Origin of the sequence: Natrinema longum, from assembly GCF_017352095.1 — an archaeon.
GTDB classification, from domain to species: Archaea; Halobacteriota; Halobacteria; order Halobacteriales; family Natrialbaceae; genus Natrinema; species Natrinema longum.
The window spans coordinates 206,678-227,975 of the sequence record NZ_CP071463.1; the positions used below are offsets into that span (position 1 = coordinate 206,678).

Consider the following 21,298-nt stretch of genomic DNA (forward strand, 5'->3'; position numbering starts at 1 on the left):
ATCGGGCGGCGTGTGAACGGCAAGTCACGCGGACTGATACGGTCTCCTGTCCGTCAGTGGCAGTGGGACCGGGACCGCCCTGGGGTCCCACCGGGAGATCGGGACAGCAAACCGTATGAGCGCGTGCGACCTGAGAGTGGTACCGTTCGACCATACTGTACGGAAAGTTACAAAACCGACGTTGAGCGAGGTTCATCACTCACGGCCGGTTTCCCGTGCATCGCCGAACAAGCCCCGGTTCACCAGCACTCTCCTCAACTGTCGTTTTGAAACGATCTCGATAAATTATCAAATTTGCGATAGTTTTATTGCTGTTGCCGGATCGACTCGCAATGACGATACTGGAGACACGAACTATGAACCCGAGCACTCCCGGTACCCCACGAGACCAGCCGAATCGGACGACCAGCGATCGGACCGACCGACCGCAGTCGGATCAACTACGCCCCATGTCGGCCGAAGAGATCGCCGATTCGTACGGGGACGTAGCTGACGAACTCGCTCGATGGAGTCGACTCGAGCGACTCTTTGCGGGTCGATACCGTCGCCGACAGTTCGAGAACGCGGCCGGACGAGTCCTCGATGTCGCCTGTGGGACGGGCCGGAACTTCCGATATCTCACCACGGCTACGGACGTCGTCGGCATCGACATCAGCGACGAGATGCTCGCTCACGCCCGTGACGAACTCGACGGCCTCGCTCTGGATGGCACCCTCCACCGGATGGACGCACAGGCACTCGCGTTCCCTGCCGACAGCTTCGATACCGTCATTTCGTCGTTTGCCACGTGCACGTTCCCGGACCCAATCACGGCCCTCCGAGAGCTGCAGCGAGTCTGCAAACCGGGCGGTCAGCTACTGTTTCTCGAACATAGTCGCAGCGACGTGGCACCGCTTGCCTGGCTCCAGGACTGGCGCGCCGAGTCCCACTACCAAACGGCCGGCTGCCAACTGAATCACGAGCCACTGGAAACCGTTCAGAAAACGGAACTCGTGATCGAGAAGACCGACGAGCAACTCTTCGGACTCGTCACCGGGATCGAAGCCACCCCTCCCTGACGAATCGATGACTCGAGAACGACTCCGCTCGAGAAAACGCGGTAAGGACCGACCCACCAGGCGACGGTTCCTCGGTGGACTCGGTGGCATCGGTCTCGCCAGTCTCGCTGGTCGAGCGAGCGCCACTATCGGATCCGTCCCCGATTCCCCACCGGGAGATGACGGCCAGTTCGGTGCCCCGGACGAACTCGAGGCGTTCGTCGACGATGTACTGGCACGCCGAATCGGGAACGTCACTCCTGGCGCGAGCGTTGCCATCGTCGAGGGTGACACACCCCTCCTCACCAAGGGATACGGCGAGGCTGACGTGGACACTGGAGTCCCAGTTACGGCTGACGAGACCCCGTTCCGTGTCGGATCGGTCGGCAAACTGGTGACCTACACTGCGGTCATGCAAGGGGTCGAACGAGGAGTCGTTGAGCTCGACGAAGACGTCAACACGTATCTCGAAGACTCCGCGGTTACGGTTCCAGAGACGTACGACGCCCCAGTGACGCTGCGGCATCTCGGAACCCACACCGCCGGCTTCGAGTCGGCCCTCGATCCCGAAGTCGTCACCGATCGAGACGCGCTCGTCCCGTTAGGCAGGCTTCTCGCTGCCCACCAGCCGTCCCGTGTACGCCCACCGGGCGAAACCGTGGGATACTCGAACTATGGTGCAGCCCTCGCCGGACATATCGTCGCCGAAGTCCACGACACAACGTTCGAGGAGTACGTCCAGTCGGAACTCTTCGAGCCGCTCGAGATGGGTCACAGCACGTTCGCTCAACCAGTCCCGGACGGCCACCCCGGTGACCTCGCGGCTGGCCACACGCGAGACGGCGAGACGTTCACGACCACAGACGAGGTATTCATCAACATGCGCCCCGCGGGAGCGATGAGCGCGACGGCGAACGATATGGCTGCGTTCATGAGCGCACATCTCGGTGCCGGTGCGGTCGGCGACACGCGAATCTTGAATGCGGACACGGCGAGGACGATGCACGACCGCCACCACGTGCGCCATCCGGCGGTCACCAACTGGCGATACGGGTTCCACGAGTACGGGGATCCGGACGGTGACCTTATCGGCCACTCGGGCGCGACGATCGATTTCACGAGTCAGCTCGTTCTCGCACCCGGCCACGACGTCGGGATCTTCGTCACTTACAATAGCAACAGCAGCCAGCCCCCTGGGGCCGTCGTCGATGAAATCATCGCCGAATACGACCTGCAACCATCCCCAACCACGGTCCCGCCGACGCCTGGCGATCAGGAACGTGCCAAGCGGGTTGCCGGTGAGTACAGCGTCACGAACCTTCCCCAGAGCGGTCCGCTTCAGGTGGTCGAGTTGTTGGCGCGCGTCTCTATTGAACCGGCAGGTAACGGCCGTCTCCTCACTGAGACACTCGATGGAGACGCCCGGCAGTGGATCGAAACGAAGCCGTACGTGTATCGTGAAGACGGTGGCCACGACGTCCTGGCCTTCGAGGTCGCGGACGGCGACGTGGAGACGATGTACCTGAGCAGCGAACCCGCTGGGAGTTACGAGCCGGTCCCGTTCCACGAACGGCAACTCGTCACCGGTAGCGTCCTCGGCACCGCCCTCACCGGATTTGGACTCTCACTCGGCGGGTGGGGTGCGGTCGAAGGGTGGCGACGATGGACGGACCGAACCACTGACAGCGAGAACGACACGGAGGGAACCGGATGACGGACCACACCTCGAGGAACCCAGCGTCACGGTCGGACGAAGACGGCTCCTGGACCACAGTTCGACGCGGCCTTCAACGCCGTCTGACCAGCCTCGCGTGGCTCGCCAGAGCAGCGGGGGTCGGACTGAGTAGCGTCTCGGTCGGCTTCGTCTCGATCTTTCTGCTCGTCCTCGAGCGCGGCGGCGAACTCACACTTATCACACGGCCACTCCCGATGCGAATCGCGCTCGCGGTTCCTCCCCTGATCGCGATCCTCGCGCTCGCGACGACTGCTGGTGCGATACTCGGATGGCGGAACCGCTACTGGTCACTATCCGCCCGTATCCACCAGACGATACTGGCACTTCTCGGTCTCGGCTTCACCTGGCAGCTCCACGTCCTCGGCTTCACCGCGCTCTAACCGGTCTCTCCAACGGTACTGTTCTTCGACTGGGGTCTCTCGGCCGGTAGGGTTCGCCGTGAGCGATACGTGAGGACGGGGGTGTGTCGCTAGTGACGAGTCCGAGAACCGCCAGTGTGGCGCTGAAACTACACTAATTGACACCTCTGCAAGACTTGACCGACAACACCACAACACCGACTCACTCGATCCGGATAGAACTGGATATTCGTAAACACCTAGTAGCAGGAGTACTTCATACCGAGCAATGACCTACGAACACCTCGATTCGGATCTCGTGAACGAACTGCTCAACGACGGTCGGGCGAGCCTCCGCAGCCTCGCCGAAGAACTCGACGTCTCCGTGACCACCGTTTCGAACCATCTCTCGGATCTCGAGGAGGAGGGCGTGATCGAGGGCTACACCCCGAAGATCGACTACGATGCGGTCGGTTACGACGTCACCGCCGTCATGCAACTCAAAGCCGAGGGGAACGCCCTGCCCGAAATCACGGAGACGTTGAAAGATCACCGCCAGATGATCTCCGTCTACGAGGTCACGGGGGATTACGACGTGATCGCGATCGGGAAGTTCAAAGACACCGACGACATGAACGATCAGATCAAGATGTTGATCACGGACCCCGACATCAATCAGTCGAATACGAGTATCGTCCTCAACGCAGTCTCGGAAAACGAGCAGTTCGAACTCGACACGGAGTGATCCACGTCGGGTTGTAACGCCTCGATCGGATCCGTTCCGATCGACGAGTTGGCCGGGTTGGTTTCACAGTCCCGACCGTTTCGATCGATCGGGGGAGGGTCGGGACGGTTCCCTTTTGCTACCTCGTTGGCGAGACGTCCGCCCAACGGTCGACGGAGTGGGGCTCGTCCAGTTGACGGGCATAATTCGGCGTCCGGAAGCACCGGCTACACGTCGTGGTCTTCCTCGATCTGCGGGACGCCCTGAGCAGTGATGGTTTCGCCGACCACGTACGACGAGGCGGGGCTGACGAGGAACTGGGTGAGGTCGGCGATCTCCTCGACGGTGCCGATCCGGCGGGCGACCTCCTCGCGGTCGATGTCGTCCGCGGAGACGCCCATCTGACTCTCGACGCCCGGCGTCGCGACGAAGCCGGGCGCGATGCAGTTGACCCGAACGTCGTCGTCGGCCCACTCGTAGGAGAGCGTCGTCGTCAGGTTGATGACCGCGGCCTTGGCCGCGCCGTAGGGACTCATCAGCGGCGAACCGCGCTGGCCCGCGACGCTGGCGAGGTTGATCACCGAGCCCCCGCCGTCCTTGAGGTACTCCGCGGCGGCGTGGGTACAGTGATAGGTGCCGTTGATGTTGATGTCGACGATCGTCTCCCAGCCGTTCGGGGAGATGTCGTCGAAGTCGGCCATGAACGAGGCCCCGGCGTTGTTGACCAGCACGTCGAGTCCGCCGAACTCCTCGACGGTAGCCTCGACCAGCGCCTCGACGGCCTCGCGATCGGTCACGTCACACTCGACGGCCAGCGCTCGGCCGGGGCTGTCCCCGTCGTTGATCGCCTCGGCGACCGGATCGACGTTGTCCTGCTCGCGCGAGCAGACGACCACGTCGACGCCGTCATCCGCGAACCGCTCGGCGATCGATCTCCCGATCCCGCTCGAGGACCCCGTAACGATGGCGACGTCGCCGTCGACGCTGAACTGGTCGGTACTCATGCGCGATCACCTGTCACCGAACTCTCGGCCTGATCTATTACCATTGTTAGATCCACTCGTACATTTGCAGTAACTGTTAATAAATATGGGGATGGATACCGTACCGTTAAGTGGGTGGCAATCCCTGCCATAGATATTCACACGACGGCGCGGCCGTCACCGACACACCAGCTATGACACCAGATACCCCCGACTACGGACCGGATCGACAGGCCGAGGTCTACCTCAGCGGGATGCTCGAGGACGAACCCCCCGAGTTTCCCGTCTCCTTCGAGGACCTCGAGGAACGCGCCCGCGAGGAGTTGAGCGAGGAGGCGTTCGCCTACGTCGCGGGCGGCGCGGGCTCGGAGTCGACGGTCGCGGCGAACGACCGCGCCTTCGACGACTGGCAGATCGTCCCCCGAATCATGCGCGACGTTTCCGACCGGGATCTGTCGGTCGAACTCTTCGATCGCGAGTACCCCTCACCGGTCATGCTCGCGCCCATCGGCGTCCAGTCGATCGTCCACGAGGACGCCGAACTGGCCGTCGCTCGCGCGGCGAGCGACCTCGAGGTCCCGATGATCTGTAGCTCCGTCTCCTCGTATTCGATCGAGGAGGTCGGCGACGAACTCGGCGAGAGCCCGGGCTGGTTCCAACTCTACTGGAGTTCCGATCGGTCGGTCGCGGCGAGCTTTCTCGAGCGCGCCGAGGACGCTGGCTACGAGGCCGTCGTCGTTACGCTCGACACCCCGAAGATGGGGTGGCGGGAACGCGACATCGAACTCGGTTACCTGCCCTTCCTCGAGGCCCAGGGCGTGAAGAACTATTTCGAGGATCCGGCCTTCCGCGACCGCCTCGACGGAGCCGATCCGTGGGAGAACCAGGAGGAGGCGATCGCGTCCTGGCAGGCGTGTTTCGGCGACGCCTCGCTGACCTGGGACGACCTCGAGTGGCTCCAGGACCGGACCGACCTCCCGATCGTCATCAAAGGCGTGCTCCACCCCGACGACGCCCGCGAGGCGGTCGAGCGCGGCGTCGACGGGCTGATCGTCTCGAACCACGGCGGCCGACAGGTCGACGGCGCGATTCCGGCCCTGGACGCGCTGCCCGAGGTCGTCGACGCGGTCGACGATGCGACCGGCGGCGATCGCGAGGTTCCCGTCCTCTTCGACAGCGGCATCCGCCGGGGGAGCGACGTCGTCCGGGCGGTCGCGCTCGGTGCCGACGCCGTCCTGCTGGGTCGACCGTACGCCTACGGACTCGGCATCGGTGGCGAAGACGGCGTTCGGGCCGTCCTCGAGAACCTGCTCGCCGATCTCGACCTGACGGTGGGGCTCTCGGGGTGTGCGTGCCTCGAGGAAATCGATCGGGCGACGATCCGGAGGGCCGACCGATGAGCGATCGCTCGACGACCGACGGGGCGGACGAGCCCGGTCCCGAAGAGTGGGAGGCCGTCTTCTGGGACATCGGCGGCGTCATCCTCGCGCTGGACTCCGTCCAGGCGGCCCACGCCGAGTTCGTCGCGGACCTCTGTGACCGCCACGACGTCGACGCGACGGTCGAGGAAGCCGTCGAGACGTGGCGGACGACCGTGGGGGACTACTTCCGCGAGCGCGACGGCACGGAATTCCGGTCCGCGCGCGAGGGGTACCACCGGGGCATCGAGGCCATCGTCGGCGAGGAGGTGCCACGAGAGGAGTGGAACCCGCGATTCGAGGCGGTCGTCCGATCGTCCATCGAGCCGATTCCCGGCGCTCCCGAGGCGATCGAACGCCTGGCCGAGCTGGACCTCCACGTCGGCGTCGTCAGCGACGTCGACGACGCTGAGGGGCGACGGATGCTCGAGCGGTTCGACGTTCGCGACCACTTCGACTCGATCACGACCTCCGAGGAGGTCGGGCGCACCAAGCCCGATCCGGTGATCTTCGAGACCGCACTCGAGAAGGCCGGCGTCGCGCCTGAACGATCCCTGATGATCGGCGACCGGTACGACCACGACGTGAAGGGGGCCGCCGACATGGGAATGCACGGCGTCGCCTTCGGTGCCGACGATGGTCCCGCAGTGGCCTATCGGATCGAGTCACCGGAAGACGTACTCGAGATCGTCGACGAGGAGTGATCTTGAGGGGGTTCTCGGCCGGCGGCTGCTCCCCGTCGGTTCTCTCTCGAGATCCGTTATCGTCCGTCCGCACCCGTCGCGAACGTGGTATTCGATAACTTACAACGGACAAACATTGTAAAAGATAGTTCGCGGCGTAACTATTTTCGTTAAGGGGTGTCATATTAGGACACGACAATGCCAACCGAGAACCGAACCGCGCGAGACGACGCCGTATCGGCCTATAACGCCGACAGTAGCACCCACTCGTTCCCATGAGCGACGACTATTACGAGCGTCTCGTCGACGAGGACGCTCTGGTCGCGTATCTGGCGGATCACCTAGGCGACGTCGACGACTACGACATCGCTCGCCATCAGGAGGGGCACTCGAACGAAACCCTGTTCGTCACCTGGGGCGACCGCGAGCTCGTCATTCGACGGCCGCCGCCGGGCGAAACCGCCGATACGGCCCACGACGTTCTCCGGGAGTATCGCGTGACGAACGCGGTGGCCGACACCGAGGTGCCGGTTCCGACGCCGATCCTCGCCTGTGACGACCACGACGTCATCGGGAGCGACTTCTACGTGATGGAGCAACTCGAGGGCGATGTCCTCAGAGAGGACGAACCCGACCGGTTCGCGACGCCCGACCACCGCGAGCGGATCGGCGAGGAACTCGTCGACACCCTGGCGACGATTCACGACCTCGACTACGAGGCGATCGGGCTCGGCGAGTTCGGCCGGCCCGAGGGCTACACCCAGCGACAGGTCGATCGCTGGGGGAAACAGCTCTCGTGGGCGTTCGAGGTCACCGAGGACGAACGGGAGGTACCGATCCTCCACGAGGTCGGGGAGTGGCTCCGGAACAACGTGCCCGAGGACCATCCACACACGCTCGTCCACGGGGATTACAAACTCGACAACGTCATGTTCGGCCCCGGAACGCCGCCGGAACTCGTCGGCGTCTTCGACTGGGAGATGGCCACGCTCGGCGACCCGCGTGCGGATCTGGGTTGGATGCTCTCCTACTGGCGCGACGCGAAAGACCCGGAGCCGACGATCCCCGAACTCACTACCCGGTTCATGGAACGGGAGGGCTACTCCAGCCGGGTCGATCTGGTCGACCGCTGGGAGTCACGAACCGGCTACGAGTTCGAGCACGAACGGTTCTATCGAACGCTGGCCGTCTACAAACTCGCCGGGCTCGGCGAGATGTTCTTCCGGCGCTATCTCGAGGGCAACAGCGACGACCCGATGTATCCCAAGATGGAGCGTCGGGTCCCCGGACTGGCGAAACGAGCAAAGCGGATCATCGACGGCGACGAGCCGTTATGACATCCTCTCCGTGGTGAACGGTGGGGTTTCCTCCGTGGAGTCACGGCCCTGCTGATTCCCCGGAAGCGACGTTCCCGTCACGGTGGACGGTACTCGGGTCCATGCGCCGTTCGTTGAGACGGTAGATCGCTCGGATTCGCCAGCGGACGCTCGTCCTCGAGGGGAGCACGCTCGGCCAGTCACGCGTCGAAGACGACGGAGCCCGTCGACATCGCCGCCGACTTCTCGTTCGACGTTTCCGATCTCGGCCGGCACCGCGACGGTGACGACCTGTTGTTTGATGGTGGCATGTCGCTAACCTATGGGTGACAATGCCCGGAAACACCAGTCCCAGTCTCGAGGACATCGACGAGATCAGCCACGAACCCAGCCGTGAGTTCGTCGAATCGACCAACGTGTACGACTTCATGCAAACGTATGGGATCGACGACTACGAAGAACTGATCGAACGGACGACGACGGAACTGGCTGGCGAACCCGAAAGCGGCGTCGACTGGTTCTGGGACGAACTGGTCGACTACCTCGACATCGAATTCTACGAGGAGTACGACGAGGTCCGAGACGACAGCGCGGGGCCGCAGTTCTCCGACTGGTACGTCGATGGCGAACTCAACATCGCCCACAACGTCGTGGACCGGCACGCCGCGGTCGACAACGACCGCCGGAACAACGTCGCCACGATCTGGGAAGGCGAGGACGGCGAGGTTCGGGAGATAACGTACCACGAACTCCACCGCCAGTCCAATCAGGTCGCGAACGCGCTCGAGGAACGCGGTATCGGAACGGGCGACACCGTCGGGCTCTACATGCCGATGGTACCCGAGGTCGTCTCGATCCTCTATGGCTGTTTCAAGGTCGGCGCGATCGCGGTCCCGATCTTCTCGGGCTTTGGCGTCGATGCGGCGGCAACGCGGATCGCGGACGCCGAGTGCTCGGTGCTGTTCACCGGCGACGGATTCTACCGCCGCGGCGACCCGGTCTTCCTCAAATCGGCCGCCGACGAGGCCATCGAAGAGGCGGGCCACGTCACGGAGACGATCGTCTTCGATCGACTGGGATCGAGCAGTAAAACCAGCGAACGCGAAATTCCCTGGACCGACGACCGCGACGAGTGGTGGGCCGACGCCGTCGAAAGCCGGGACGACGACTACGAGACGAAGTCACTCGACTCGAGCCAGGAGTCGATGCTCCTCTATTCGTCGGGGACGACCGGGAAGCCGAAAGGCATCGTCCACACGCACGCGGGCGTGCAAGTCCAGTGTCCGAAGGAGGTCTACTTCGGCATGGACCTCAAACCCGGGGACCGGTTTTTCTGGGTCAGCGACATCGGCTGGATGATGGGGCCGTGGTCCCTGATCGGCACCCACACCTTCGGTGGGACCGTCTTCATGTACGAGGGCGCGCCAGACCACCCCGAACCCGACCGCTTCTGGGAGATGATCGATCGCCACAAACTCACCCAGTTTGGCATCTCGCCGACCGCGATCCGCGCGCTGCGAAAGCACGGGGACGAGTGGCTGTCCGGCCACGACCTCTCGAGCCTGCGGATCCTGGGCTCGACGGGCGAACCGTGGGATCCCGAGTCCTGGCACTGGTTCTACGAGAACGTCGGCAACAGTGAGGCCCCGATCATCAACATCTCCGGCGGGACCGAGATCTGTGGCTGCTTCCTGATGCCGATGCCGACCGAACCGCTGAAACCCTGTACGCTCGGCGGCCCCGGACTCGGGATGGATATCGACGTCGTCGACCGCGATGGCACCTCCGTCAAAGAGCACAACGAACGCGGCTACCTCGTCGCTCGCGACTCCTGTCCCTCGATGACGAAGTCGCTCTGGTCGGGCGACGAGCGCTATCTCGAGGAGTACTGGTCGACCTTCGAGGACATGTGGAACCACGGTGACTGGGCCCAGAAGGACGCGGACGGCTTCTGGTTCCTCCACGGTCGGGCCGACGACACGCTCAACGTGGCCGGCCGCAAGGTCGGTCCGGCGGAGGTCGAAGGTGCGCTCATCGACCACGAGGCCGTCAACCAAGCGGCGGCCATCGGCGCGCCCGACGACACCACCGGCACCGCCGTCGTCGCCTACGTCGTCCTCGAGGAGGGCGTCGACGAAACGGACGCCCTTCGCGAGGAACTGCGCGCCCAGGTCGGCGAGGAACTCGGGAAACCGTTCCGCCCGCGCGAAGTGCTCTTCGTCGACGAGTTCCCCAAGACCCAGTCGGGCAAGATCATCCGCCGAGCCATCCAGGCGACGTACACGGGTGAGGACCTCGGGGACATGAGCAGCATCGAGAACCCCGGCGCACTCGAGGAACTCGAGGACGCGAGATAGCACGGGGAGTCGTCCCGGAGTTCGGGAGCCGAATCGAAAACCACGCGTTGCGAGGGGCGAGTTCACTGCCGTTTCGTGGGTCGTTTTACTGGAATGCAAACTGCTACGAATACGGCCGTGAGCCCCGCGTCCGGATTTAATTCGGGTGTGCTCTCCGCCTAGTAACCTTTAAAACAAAGTGCGCACAATACCCGTCCACGATGGCCAGCAACAAGATTCTCGGAATCGACCTCGGGACGACGAACAGCGCGTTCGCGGTGATGGAAGGTGGCGATCCGGAAATCATCGTCAACGCCGAAGGCGAACGGACGACGCCCTCCGTCGTCGCCTTTACCGACGACGAGCGACTCGTCGGGAAACCGGCGAAGAACCAGGCGATCCAGAACCCCGAAAAGACGATCGCGTCGATCAAGCGCCACATCGGCGAAGAGGACTACACGGTAGAGATCGAGGGCGAGGAGTACACGCCCGAAGAGATCTCGGCGATGATCCTCCAGAAGATCAAACGCGACGCCGAGGACTATCTCGGCGACGAGGTCGAAAAGGCCGTCATCACGGTTCCCGCGTACTTCTCCGATCGACAGCGCCAGGCGACCAAAGACGCCGGCGAAATCGCCGGCTTCGAGGTCGAGCGCATCATCAACGAGCCGACGGCCGCGTCGATGGCCTACGGCCTCGAGGACGATCAGGATCAGACCGTCCTCGTCTACGACCTCGGTGGCGGTACTTTCGACGTCTCGATTCTCGATCTCGGCGGCGGCGTCTACGAGGTCGTCGCGACCAACGGCGACAACGACCTCGGTGGCGACGACTGGGACGAGGCGATCATCGACTGGCTCGCCGACGAATTCGAGGCCGAACACGGGATCGACCTCCGCGAGGACCGCCAGGCCCTCCAGCGGCTCAAAGACGCCGCCGAGGAGGCCAAGATCGAACTCTCCTCGCGCAAGGAAACCGAGATCAACCTCCCGTTCATTACCGCGACCGACGACGGGCCGATCCACTTGGAGGAGTCGATGACTCGCGCCAAGTTCGAGTCGCTCACCCAGGACCTGATCGATCGCACCGTCGAACCGACCGAGCAGGCACTCGAGGACGCGGGTTACGACGAGGACGAGATCGACGAAGTCCTCCTGGTCGGTGGCTCGACCCGGATGCCCCAGGTCGCCGAGAAGGTCGAGGAACTGACGGGCAAGGAGCCCCAGAAGAACGTCAACCCCGACGAGGCCGTCGCGCTGGGCGCGGCGATCCAGGGCGGCGTGCTGGGCGGCGAGGTCGACGACATCGTCCTGCTCGACGTGACGCCGCTCTCGCTGGGTATCGAGGTCAAGGGCGGCCTCTTCGAGCGCCTCATCGAGAAGAACACGACGATCCCGACCGAGGAGTCGAAGATCTTCACCACCGCAGCGGACAACCAGACCACCGTGCAGGTCCGGGTCTTCCAGGGTGAACGCGAACTGGCCGAAGAAAACGAACTACTCGGCGAGTTCCACCTGACCGGGATCCCGCCGGCACCCGCAGGCACCCCACAGATCGAGGTCACGTTCTCGATCGACGAGAACGGTATCGTCAACGTCAGCGCCGAAGACAAAGGCAGCGGCACCACCGAAGAGATCACCATCGAGGGCGGTGCCGGTCTCTCCGACGAGCAGATCGAGCAGATGCAGGAGGAAGCCGAGAAACACGCCGAGGAGGACCAGCAAAAGCGCCAGCGGATCGAGGCCCGCAACGCCGCCGAGGCGACGATTCAGCGCGCCGAGACGCTGCTCGAGGAGAACGACGAGCAGGTCGACGACGACCTGCGTGGTGACATCGAGGCCGCGATCGAGGATCTAGAGGAGACGATCGACGACGACGATGCCGACGCCGAGGCCATCGAGTCCGCGACCGAAGCCCTGAGCGAGGAACTCCAGGAGATCGGCAAACAGATCTACCAGGAGGCCGGTGCGGGCGGCGCTGCTGGCGGTGCCGCAGGTGCAGGCGCGGCAGGCGCTGGCGGTGCTGCGGGTGCAGGCCCTGGTGGCATGGGCGGCGGTCCGAACCCCGGTCCCGACGCCGGCGCTGCCGGCGACGAGGGCGAGGAGTTCGTCGACGCCGACTTCGAGGACGTCGACTTCGAGGAAGACGACGAGGAGTAACAGTAACTCTCCGGGCGTTGTCTGACGACCCCGAGTTCGATTCCGTTCGAATCTCGGCTACACGTTCGCTCGAGCGCGGTGACGGAATCGGGACCGACGTTTTGGTTACCTCCGGCGGTCGTGACTTCCGCGTGGATTTCCTCCGAAACCGACTCGATTCGCTCGGTCACCATCGAGTCCCTCTTCGGTCGAGACGCTGTCGACGTACGTCGATTTCTTCGAGAATTAGAATCGAGGGTCTGTTTGTATTTCTGAGGAGGACATATTTCAGCCATTCCGATAAGTAGCAAATATGTCTACCCGCCGGTCTCTGCTCGCTTCGATGGGTGGCCTCTCCACCGCGACGCTCGCCGGTTGTTCTATTCCCACCAGTACCCCCGACATACCATAGATAGAGCGTGTCATAGAATCCATCTCATAATATCTCACAGCCCGGATCGTTTCCTCGCTCGTAGTTGGTGATGGCAACGCCGAGTCGTAGACAGAGCGCAACAAATACTTCTGTTCGTGCGTGAACCCGGCCTCGGGCGCGGACATGCCCGAGGCAGCAGTCCTTGACCGCGTCGTTGGTTCGTTCGACGCCTGTCCGGTTGTTGTACGTCTCGTTCAAGATAGATTGCTTCAGCTGAACATCCTCGTTATGTTCCTCGATGCGATTTTCGACCCTGTACCCGATGTCTTTCGGGTCGTCAGTGTTTCGTGGATTGTACGGAGCGATTGGCACGACCCCTGCGGCCAGCAGGTGGTCGTGCCAATCAAGGACGTCGTAGGCGTTGTCTCCGAGCATCCAGACCGGCGTACCGACGGCGATGCGCGTCACGCGTGACGCGCTCGCCGTCTCTTGAGATGCTTGCTTGGATTGGGTGAATTCCGCTGCAATTAGGATCTTTGAACCGGTTGAGACGATTGTACAACCGAAGCCGTAGTAGTACTCCTCGGCTGTTGGGTCGTAGTTCCACGATGCAGCGTCGTTGTACTGGATCGCCTTGACATGGGTTGAATCGATAGAGTATGTTAAGTCGAGCAGGCCGCGGACAGCGGCCTGCTCGATGAGCCTGTCGAAGACATCGTCAACAATGTGTTCGAGGTCGGTGAGAAATCGATCAATCGTGTCTCTAGATGGCGGTTTGTCGAGTCCGCAGTAATACCAGACAAGACCGTTCTGAAGTTCTCGTGTAACTGGGCGCGTACCGTAGACATCCCCGTAGTAGCAGTGCAGAAAGCCACGAAAGAGATCCGGTGGCTAATGCACTCGTGTTCGCCCCCGGCGAGCGGGGGCGAACACGTCGTACTCCAACAGAAACTCGAACGCAAGATGATCAAACAGCAGTACTGTCTCGGTAGCCGCCGCATCCAAGAAGTCGTCTACCGAAGCTACGTCTTGCAGGGTGTTGGTACTGCTGGATACGGTTTCCAAACCCTGCGGCCTCCTATCGGAGTCTTTCTATAATATAATCTAATAGGAGATGTGGCAAAGATTTATAATTAGCAAGGATAAAATATGAGTGTAGTCATGAAAGAAGTCTATAATGGTGTGAATAGGCGTAGTGTTCTTAAATCAGCTAGCGGTCTTATTGGTGGCAGTCTTATGGCTGGCTCCGCCGCTGCGGCAAAGGACAAGAAAGCGATTGGCAATCAGAAGTCTAATAAGTTCGAAAAACTCACAGATTCAATCACGGTCGCCAACGGTAAGGCAAAAGTGAAAGGTCAGGCGAACGCACTCGGGAAGGAAAAGGCGAAACGTCGGACATCTGGGAAGGAAAAAGTCGAGATCTCTGCTAACGGGAAATCGCTCACATTCACTGTCCAAAAAATTGTTAAACAAATGAATAAGGGTGTAGAAAAAGGATACTGGAAAATAAAAGAGAGTGCTGGCGAACTTGACATTGATCTAACCGAAAAAGGGCGTAGTGAATTTTTCAAGAGTGACAACAATCGGCAAGGTGAGGTGCGGATCCAAAGCCACTGTAATGGGAAATCAGAGATTAACGGCGACGTGGCCTATCTTGGTGACGACGCTGTCGATGAGATTCAGTGGGGAAGCGTATTAACTGCCGGCACCTTCACTATCGCTACTGCGATCGCCGCCTATTTTGGAGCAACTGCATTGGCGCCGGTTGTGATGGCAGCGGCAGCCGTCCTCGCGACAGTGACTGCGGCCTATATCGGTTTAACTAATGAAGGATGTGGCATTAAAATTGGGACTGATTCAGATGTCGTATCTTCACAGCATTGTGACTGCTAAGATTGGTACTTCCCAACCGACGTAATCAGCTGAATCGTATCGACGAGTTGTCATGAGAAGGTCTGCGTCTGGATGTGTTCAGCATCTGTTTACAGCCGTCATCCGACCGCGAAAGGGTGGGCGCGACCTACTCGAACAGTTCACATTCCAGACGTTCTGTGGCTGGATTCGCCATGAAGTAGAAGCAGAGGTAGCGTGGCGGTGGAAGATCGAGACGAACGTATCGGCGTCCCGACGCGTACGCTCCGGTCACGGGCTGACGGTCAGCCCGCGACCTTGGGCCGGCAAGTCTTCAGTAACAGCACTCGTCAGAAACCGCTTCAACTCCCTCCTTCACGCTGAGGTCAACACTCAGTCTTCAGCGTACCTAAATACTTTATACGTTCCACATCAAAATCAAATATGAAATATAATACCGAAAGCTCGGTAGTTTCACCGGATGGATTGGGTCCTCGATTCGGCGTGCTCGTCGGCAGCTACGTAGCCGCGCTGATTGCGCCGACGCTTACTTTGTTCACTGTGGAGTATTTGGGCTTGCGCAGCAAAGTGCTTGCATTCGCCGTTCTAGGAACGATCGGTATTACTATTGGTTCCGGGACGGCATTCCTAACAACCGACAACGGACAAATAGCCTCTTGGCTGAACTCAGGTTGGGTAGCCTGGCTCTTCCCGCTTCTCGGACTCGTTCCAATGATGGCTTACCATTTTAGTGTCCTCGAGGTGGTCGCTGTCTATCTCATCGACCCGGCTGCCATCCCTGTGTCAAGTCTCGTCGGTGCGACCGGGTTCCTACTCGGGATTGTCGCAGCTGGGGCAGGTGAGATCGCCATACGAGCGGCCCGTAATCGGGTTGCGTCTTCCGCTATCGCATCCGAGAATGTCCTAATAGAATGGACTTCCAGGTGGCCGCGGGGTCACAAAATAAAGGTGCAGATATTCACCATGGTCACTGGATTGGTCCTAGTTGGGCTACTTTCATTTTGGTATCCTCCATATCTGACTGTGTTAACTGCTCTCGTTGTCGTCACACTTGTTGGTACAACAAACACACTGCTGTCTGATAGAGCGTATAAGCTTACTCCGGTTGGGTTAGAGCAGCGTCGGAGTGGAAGTGGAAAATTGTTAACCTGGCATCAATTTATACCAAAGTCACAGATAAAATACTTTACAGTATCAGAGAACGATGTAATATTACATCGATCAGGTCTTTTACCGAGTATTCGATTCGACCGAAACGATCTCCGGTTTGATGACGAAGAAATAATCAATAATCTCGAAGAATACCTTAATAGACGAGAATAAAGTGACACGGATCCGCCCCATAGCGTGATAACCCTGCCTCACGGAGCGTCTTCTTGTCCTGTGCTTTCGCCTCGCCGTCGCTATCACAAACTACGAACGCGGAGACAATCCAGGAAACACGATCATCACGATGTGAGAAGATTTCTATGATACCCTCTATATATGTCTAACGGTAGTGATGAACGGCACGTCTTCGCAGTCTCTGTTACCAACGAGAACGACGGAACGATATTCGAGGAGGAGTTCGATCTCGGTCCGAATACGGTCGATGAGAATCTGGTGATCGAAGGAACGCCTGCGACGATCTCGGTCACGATCGACGACAGAGAACCCGTGACTTTTGCATGGGATCCAGAAGCAGGTGCCGGTGACCATTCCGGAGAGTGCCAAGAGGGGACGTCCACCAGCGTGAGTCTCTGTTACGATCAGCAAGACGGGGAGGTTTGAAACAGTTGTACGGATGTGAGACGGCTCGGAGGACGTAGGTTACTGCCAACTCTGTTTCTCCCATGAGTAGCGTTTTGCGGTGGAAGTGCAAGCGCAGCATCCGCGAGCGAACGAAGTGAGCGAGCGGCCTTTTTAGCGTAGATTTTTGCGCCGAGCGGTGAGCGAGTGAAACGAGCGAACCCGAGGCGTAAAAAGGTACTTGTGGAACGTTCGTTTCAAGTGTCTCAACCGAGTAACGGTGGAACAACGAATGAGCGAGGACTTCTACGACGTTCTCGGCGTGAGCCCCGACGCGTCTACCGAGGAGATCAAACAGGCGTATCGGTCGAAGGCCACCGAGTACCATCCCGACGTCAGCGACGACCCCGATGCCGAGGAGAAGTTCAAGAAGATCCAGAAGGCAAAGCAGGTCCTGACGGACGAGGAAAAGCGCGAGGCCTACGATCAGATGGGCCACGATCGCTACGAGCAGGCCGAAAAACACGGCTTCGATGCCAGCGACGCCGGCGGTGCCGGCGGCATGGGCGGCGGCCCGTTCGGTGGCGGCATGGGCGGGGGCGGTATGGGCGGCGGCGGTCTCGGCGACCTCTTCGAGCAGGTCTTCGGCGGTGGCGGCGGTCGCGGTAGCCGCCGGCCCCGCAAGGGCCGCGATCTGCGGACCGAACTCGAGATCGACCTCGAGGAGGCCTACGAGGGCGCGGAGAAGCAGTTCACCGTCGAGCGCCCCGAGGAATGCGAGGTCTGTGAGGGCGAGGGCCATCCGCCGGAGGCCGACGCCGAAACCTGTCCCCAGTGTCAGGGCCGGGGCCAGGTGACTCAGGTCCAGCAGACGCCGCTCGGTCGCGTCCAGCAGACGACGGCCTGCCCCCGGTGTGAGGGCGAGGGAACGCTGTACTCCGACACCTGCGGCGAGTGTCGCGGCGAGGGGTACGTCCGCACCGAGGCGACGCTGACCGTCGAAGTTCCGGCCGGGATTCAGGAAGGCCAGACGCTTCGGATGGAAGGTGAGGGTGCGCCGAGTCCCGAAGGCGGTCCCCACGGCGACCTGCTGATCGATGTCACCGTCCGCGAGCACGAGGCATTCGAACGCGACGGGGACGACCTGCGCTACCGGCTTCCGATCTCGTTCCCGCAAGCGACCTTCGGCGACACCGTCGAAGTCCCGACCCTCGAAGGGGCGGCCGAGTTCGAGGTTCCGAAGGGAACCCAAAGCGGCGAGACGTTCCGCCTCGAGGGTAAAGGGATGCCCCGACTGCGCGGTCGCGGACAGGGCGACCTCTACGTCCAGGTCCAGGTCGTCACCCCCGAGAGCTTGAACGAGGATCAGCGCGACGCACTCGAGGAGTTCGCCGAAGCGGGCGGCGACGAGATCGAAGTGAAGGAAGGGTTCTTCGAGAAGATCAAGCGGGCGTTCTAGTGGTGGTCGGTGCCCCCACTGCAGGGTCGGGTCAGCCGTTCGGGACCCCGGTATCGTTATGATACTCGTATTCGATATGTCGTACTGATGTCCGATCCGTGGGACCGTGTCGGCGTCGTCGAGACGTATACGGGTGGCCGATTCGATCTCTTCGATCCTGATCCCGACGACATTCGGCTGCAAGACATCGCGACGGCGCTGGCACACACCTGCCGATTCGGGGGGCACTGTCAGTGGTTTTACAGCGTCGCCCACCACTCGATTCACGTGAGTCGGGAACTGCCGAGCGCGGACCCGCGCCTCCAGTTGCTCGGATTGCTCCACGACGCGGGCGAAGCCTACATCGGTGACATTCCCCGCCCCCTCAAAGCCGAGTACGAACAGTTCGACCGGGTCGAAGAACGCATCCTCGAGGCCGTCTGGACTGCGGTCGCTCTCGAGCCACCCAGCGACGGGGAGTGGGAGCGGGTGATGGCCGCGGACGATCGGTTGCTCGCCTACGAGGCTGATCGCGTCCTCGAGGACGGCTCCTGGGCCGAGAGCGTCGCCGATCTGGGGTACGACCTGCAGTCCGATTCCATCGACGCGATCCGCGACCGGTTCCTCTCGCGTGGGGAAACGCTGTTGAACCGACTGCCGGAACAGCCCTGAACCAACCGCCCCGGCGCTGGTCGGAGTTCTCGCATCGCTCGAACCGATATCGCCGGCCGAACCGACGGCCACGACTGACGGGGCGATGGGTCCGGACGACCCCGTCGTATGACGGCTCACGACGATTACGCCGGTGTCCGGAGTCGGCGCGCTTTTTTCGCCTCGCTCCCCAGTCATCGATATGAACGCTGCCACGGTCGACGACCTGCTCACCCGGGAGCTCCGGGACGACCGGATCGCGCTCGTCGACGCGACGGGCCGGGAGTACGACTACCACTGGCTGTGTACGACCGCCTGGAAGGCCGGCAACTTCCTGCGCCACTCGGGCGTTCGCGAGGGCGTCACGGTCGGCGTCGTCGGCGACGGCCCCCTCGCACTGCTGGCCTGTTTCGGCACGACGCTGCTCGAGGGCCGGACTCGATTCGAGCCGCCCACGGATCTCGCCGCGGAGACGGACTTTCGGGCGCTCGTGGCACCCGTCGACGACCTCGAGGCCTACGACCTGCCCCCGGGCGCACAGCGGGTCGGCTACGGCGACAAACCAGAGACGCCCGACATCCACCACTTTGACGCGGGACTCTGGAGCGAGAACCCGTCGTTCCCGCCGCTGTCGATCGATCCCGAGACCGACATCCTGACCGATGGCGACCGGATCGTCACGCACGCGCAGGTGCTCGAGGCCGCCCACGCGGTGCTCGAGGAGGCAGGGCTGGAGCCGGACGATCGCGTCGTCGTCCGCGGGCCGCTGTCGGACCCCCGGACCGTCGTCGCGGGTGTAATCGCGCCATTGCTAGCCAAGGGCGTGATCGTGCTTCCTGGCGACGACGGGGACGAACTGGGGACGCACGCCGTCTCGAACGGAGCGGTTCCCGAGCCCGATCGGATCGACCTCGACGCGGTCCCGCTTTGAGACGATCGAGTCGCGCAGTCCCGGTCACAACTGGCGGTAGAGCAGTCCCTCGAGGGCCGGTCCCGACAGCACCTCGCCGTCGTGGGTGAACCGCGAGCCGTGACAGGGGCAATCCCAGGTCCGCTCGGCGTCGTTCCACCGGACGAGACAGCCCATGTGTGGACAGGTCGCCGAGACGGCGTGCGTCGTCCCCGATTCGTCGCGATAGAGTCCCACCGGCTGGCTCGCACGGCGGACGACGCGTGCGTCGCCTGGGGGAAGGTCGGCCACACCGTCAGCGCCGAGCGACGAGAGCAGTGACGTGATCCGGTCGCCGACGAAGTTGCCGCCGACTTTCGCGTTCTCTTCGAGGAAACGCTTCGCGGACGCGCCGGGCGTGAGCCGCTGGGGATCGAACACGTCGGCCCAGGGGTTCGATCCTTCGACGATCAGATCGGCGAGGATCATTCCTGCGGCAGTACCGTTCGTCATCCCCCAGCCCTCGAATCCGGTCCCGACGTAGACGTGCGCCGACAGGGGATCGATTCGACCGATGAAGGGAACTCGGTCGACCGGCGAGTAGTCCATCGTCGACCAGCGGTACTCGATCGACTCGACGTCGAAGTGCTCGCGGGCGAACGCCTCACAGCGCCGGTAGCGCTCGGAGGTCGGCGGCCCCTCGAGGCCGGGCGTGTGGCTCTGCCCGCCAACGAGCAGGAGTGTCTCGGCCTCGTCGTCCGCGCTCCCCCCGCTCGTCGGATACCGACGCATCGTTGCCGGCGGGGAGGCAGTGTTGTAGTACATCCCCTCCGGGGGCGTTCCGTCGATTCGGACCGCGAGCAGGTACGCGCGATGGGGGTGCATCCGCGCGAAGTAGCCGGCGCGGTCGAAGAACGGGAAGTGCGTCGCGACGACCACGTCGTCGGCGGCGACGTCTCCGCGGTCCGTCTCGACGCGACACGGCGAGCCGGGCTCGAGACCGAGCGCGCGCGTCTCCTCGTACACGTAGCTACCGTCGCCGTGGACCTCCTCGGCGATCCCCAGTAGGTACTGCCGGGGGTGGAACGCCGCCTGCTCGTCGAACCTGATCGCGCTGGGGACGTCGAAGGGAAGTGGCGTCTCCTCGACGTACGACGCCGGGAGCCCGAGCCGCTGGGCCGCATCGACCTCCTCGCGGATCCGCTCGAGATCGTCGTCCGAGGCCGCGTAGGTGTACGCTTCCGTTCGCCGGAAGTCACAGTCGACGTCCCCGTCCTCGATGCGTCGCTCGACTTCCTCGATCGCCGCCTCGTTGGCGTGTGCGTACTGTCTCGCGTTCTCCTCGCCGAACTGGGAGACGAGCGTGTCGTAGATCAGTCCGTGCTGTGAGGTGAGTTTGGCGGTCGTGTGGCCGGTCGTGTGCTCGACGATCCGATCGGACTCGAGGACCGCGACGCTCCGACCGGCCTCGGTCAGGTTGATCGCCGCGCTCAATCCAGTAATGCCCCCGCCGACGATAGCGACGTCGACCTCGAGGCCGCCATCGAGGGGGTCGTAGTCGGTCGTCGACGTCGTGGCGAGCCACAGCGACTCCGGTCGGGGTGACTCGGATTCGGGGTCGATATCCGTCGCCATTGGA

The 21,298-nt window shown here is 62.2% G+C and carries 16 protein-coding genes and 1 pseudogene; 14 read left to right on the forward strand and 3 right to left on the reverse strand.

The features are described from left to right. Window positions 1–356: 356 nt before the first annotated feature. The 4 genes from J0X27_RS01005 (at window position 357) to lrp (ending at window position 3,855) form a co-directional block, all read left to right on the forward strand. A complete protein-coding gene (locus J0X27_RS01005; protein WP_224214694.1) occupies window positions 357–1,058 on the forward strand; it encodes a class I SAM-dependent methyltransferase in 702 nt (233 codons plus the stop codon). 7 nt (window positions 1,059–1,065) lie between these two features. After that, a complete protein-coding gene (locus J0X27_RS01010; RefSeq protein WP_207270643.1) occupies window positions 1,066–2,751 on the forward strand; it encodes a serine hydrolase domain-containing protein in 1,686 nt (561 codons plus the stop codon). Next, window positions 2,748–3,152: a hypothetical protein gene (locus tag J0X27_RS01015; RefSeq protein ID WP_207270644.1), complete on the forward strand. Its 405-nt coding sequence runs from the start codon at window positions 2,748–2,750 to the stop codon at window positions 3,150–3,152. Before J0X27_RS01010 ends, J0X27_RS01015 begins: the two co-directional genes overlap by 4 nt. A 247-nt stretch (window positions 3,153–3,399) precedes the next feature. After that, window positions 3,400–3,855, forward strand: coding sequence for an HTH-type transcriptional regulator Lrp (lrp, locus tag J0X27_RS01020; protein ID WP_097379172.1), 456 nt, complete (start codon window positions 3,400–3,402; stop codon window positions 3,853–3,855). A 206-nt stretch (window positions 3,856–4,061) separates the two neighbouring features. Here the strand turns inward: lrp and J0X27_RS01025 are convergent, their stop codons facing one another. Beyond that, a complete protein-coding gene (locus J0X27_RS01025) occupies window positions 4,062–4,838 on the reverse strand; it encodes an SDR family NAD(P)-dependent oxidoreductase (protein ID WP_207270645.1) in 777 nt (258 codons plus the stop codon). A gap of 173 nt (window positions 4,839–5,011) precedes the next feature. Between J0X27_RS01025 and J0X27_RS01030 the strand changes: the two genes are divergently transcribed. From J0X27_RS01030 to dnaK, 5 genes are all read left to right on the forward strand, one after another. After that, complete coding sequence (locus tag J0X27_RS01030; RefSeq protein ID WP_224214693.1) at window positions 5,012–6,217, forward strand: lactate 2-monooxygenase; 1,206 nt, start codon at window positions 5,012–5,014, stop codon at window positions 6,215–6,217. Continuing rightward, window positions 6,214–6,939, forward strand: coding sequence for an HAD family hydrolase (locus tag J0X27_RS01035; RefSeq protein WP_207270646.1), 726 nt, complete (start codon window positions 6,214–6,216; stop codon window positions 6,937–6,939). Before J0X27_RS01030 ends, J0X27_RS01035 begins: the two co-directional genes overlap by 4 nt. Before the next feature lie 254 nt (window positions 6,940–7,193). Beyond that, a complete protein-coding gene (locus J0X27_RS01040) occupies window positions 7,194–8,255 on the forward strand; it encodes a phosphotransferase family protein (protein ID WP_207270647.1) in 1,062 nt (353 codons plus the stop codon). 311 nt (window positions 8,256–8,566) lie between these two features. Then, window positions 8,567–10,591, forward strand: coding sequence for an AMP-binding protein (locus tag J0X27_RS01045; protein ID WP_207270648.1), 2,025 nt, complete (start codon window positions 8,567–8,569; stop codon window positions 10,589–10,591). A gap of 200 nt (window positions 10,592–10,791) precedes the next feature. Further along, window positions 10,792–12,729, forward strand: coding sequence for a molecular chaperone DnaK (gene dnaK / locus J0X27_RS01050; protein ID WP_207270649.1), 1,938 nt, complete (start codon window positions 10,792–10,794; stop codon window positions 12,727–12,729). Between the two features lie 415 nt (window positions 12,730–13,144). Here the strand turns inward: dnaK and J0X27_RS01055 are convergent. Further along, window positions 13,145–14,146: pseudogene (locus tag J0X27_RS01055) on the reverse strand (transposase). Between the two features lie 96 nt (window positions 14,147–14,242). On the opposite strand from J0X27_RS01055, the gene J0X27_RS01060 reads away from it, so the two are divergent. From J0X27_RS01060 to J0X27_RS01080, 5 genes are all read left to right on the forward strand, one after another. Then, on the forward strand, window positions 14,243–14,974 hold the full coding sequence (locus J0X27_RS01060; RefSeq protein WP_207270650.1) for a hypothetical protein: 732 nt from the start codon (window positions 14,243–14,245) through the stop codon (window positions 14,972–14,974). A gap of 402 nt (window positions 14,975–15,376) precedes the next feature. Beyond that, window positions 15,377–16,276 carry a hypothetical protein gene (locus J0X27_RS01065; RefSeq protein ID WP_143823930.1) on the forward strand — a complete coding sequence of 300 codons (900 nt, stop codon included), beginning with the start codon at window positions 15,377–15,379 and terminating at the stop codon, window positions 16,274–16,276. A gap of 697 nt (window positions 16,277–16,973) precedes the next feature. After that, window positions 16,974–18,140, forward strand: a complete 1,167-nt coding sequence (gene dnaJ / locus J0X27_RS01070; RefSeq protein ID WP_207270651.1) for a molecular chaperone DnaJ — start codon at window positions 16,974–16,976, stop codon at window positions 18,138–18,140. 87 nt (window positions 18,141–18,227) lie between these two features. Then, complete coding sequence (locus tag J0X27_RS01075) at window positions 18,228–18,791, forward strand: hypothetical protein (protein ID WP_207270652.1); 564 nt, start codon at window positions 18,228–18,230, stop codon at window positions 18,789–18,791. 181 nt (window positions 18,792–18,972) lie between these two features. Further along, a complete protein-coding gene (locus J0X27_RS01080) occupies window positions 18,973–19,701 on the forward strand; it encodes an acyl-CoA synthetase family protein (protein ID WP_207270653.1) in 729 nt (242 codons plus the stop codon). 24 nt (window positions 19,702–19,725) lie between these two features. Here J0X27_RS01080 and J0X27_RS01085 read toward each other — a convergent pair whose 3' ends face one another. Beyond that, window positions 19,726–21,294, reverse strand: a complete 1,569-nt coding sequence (locus J0X27_RS01085) for an FAD-dependent oxidoreductase (RefSeq protein WP_207270654.1) — start codon at window positions 21,292–21,294, stop codon at window positions 19,726–19,728. Window positions 21,295–21,298: the final 4 nt, after the last annotated feature.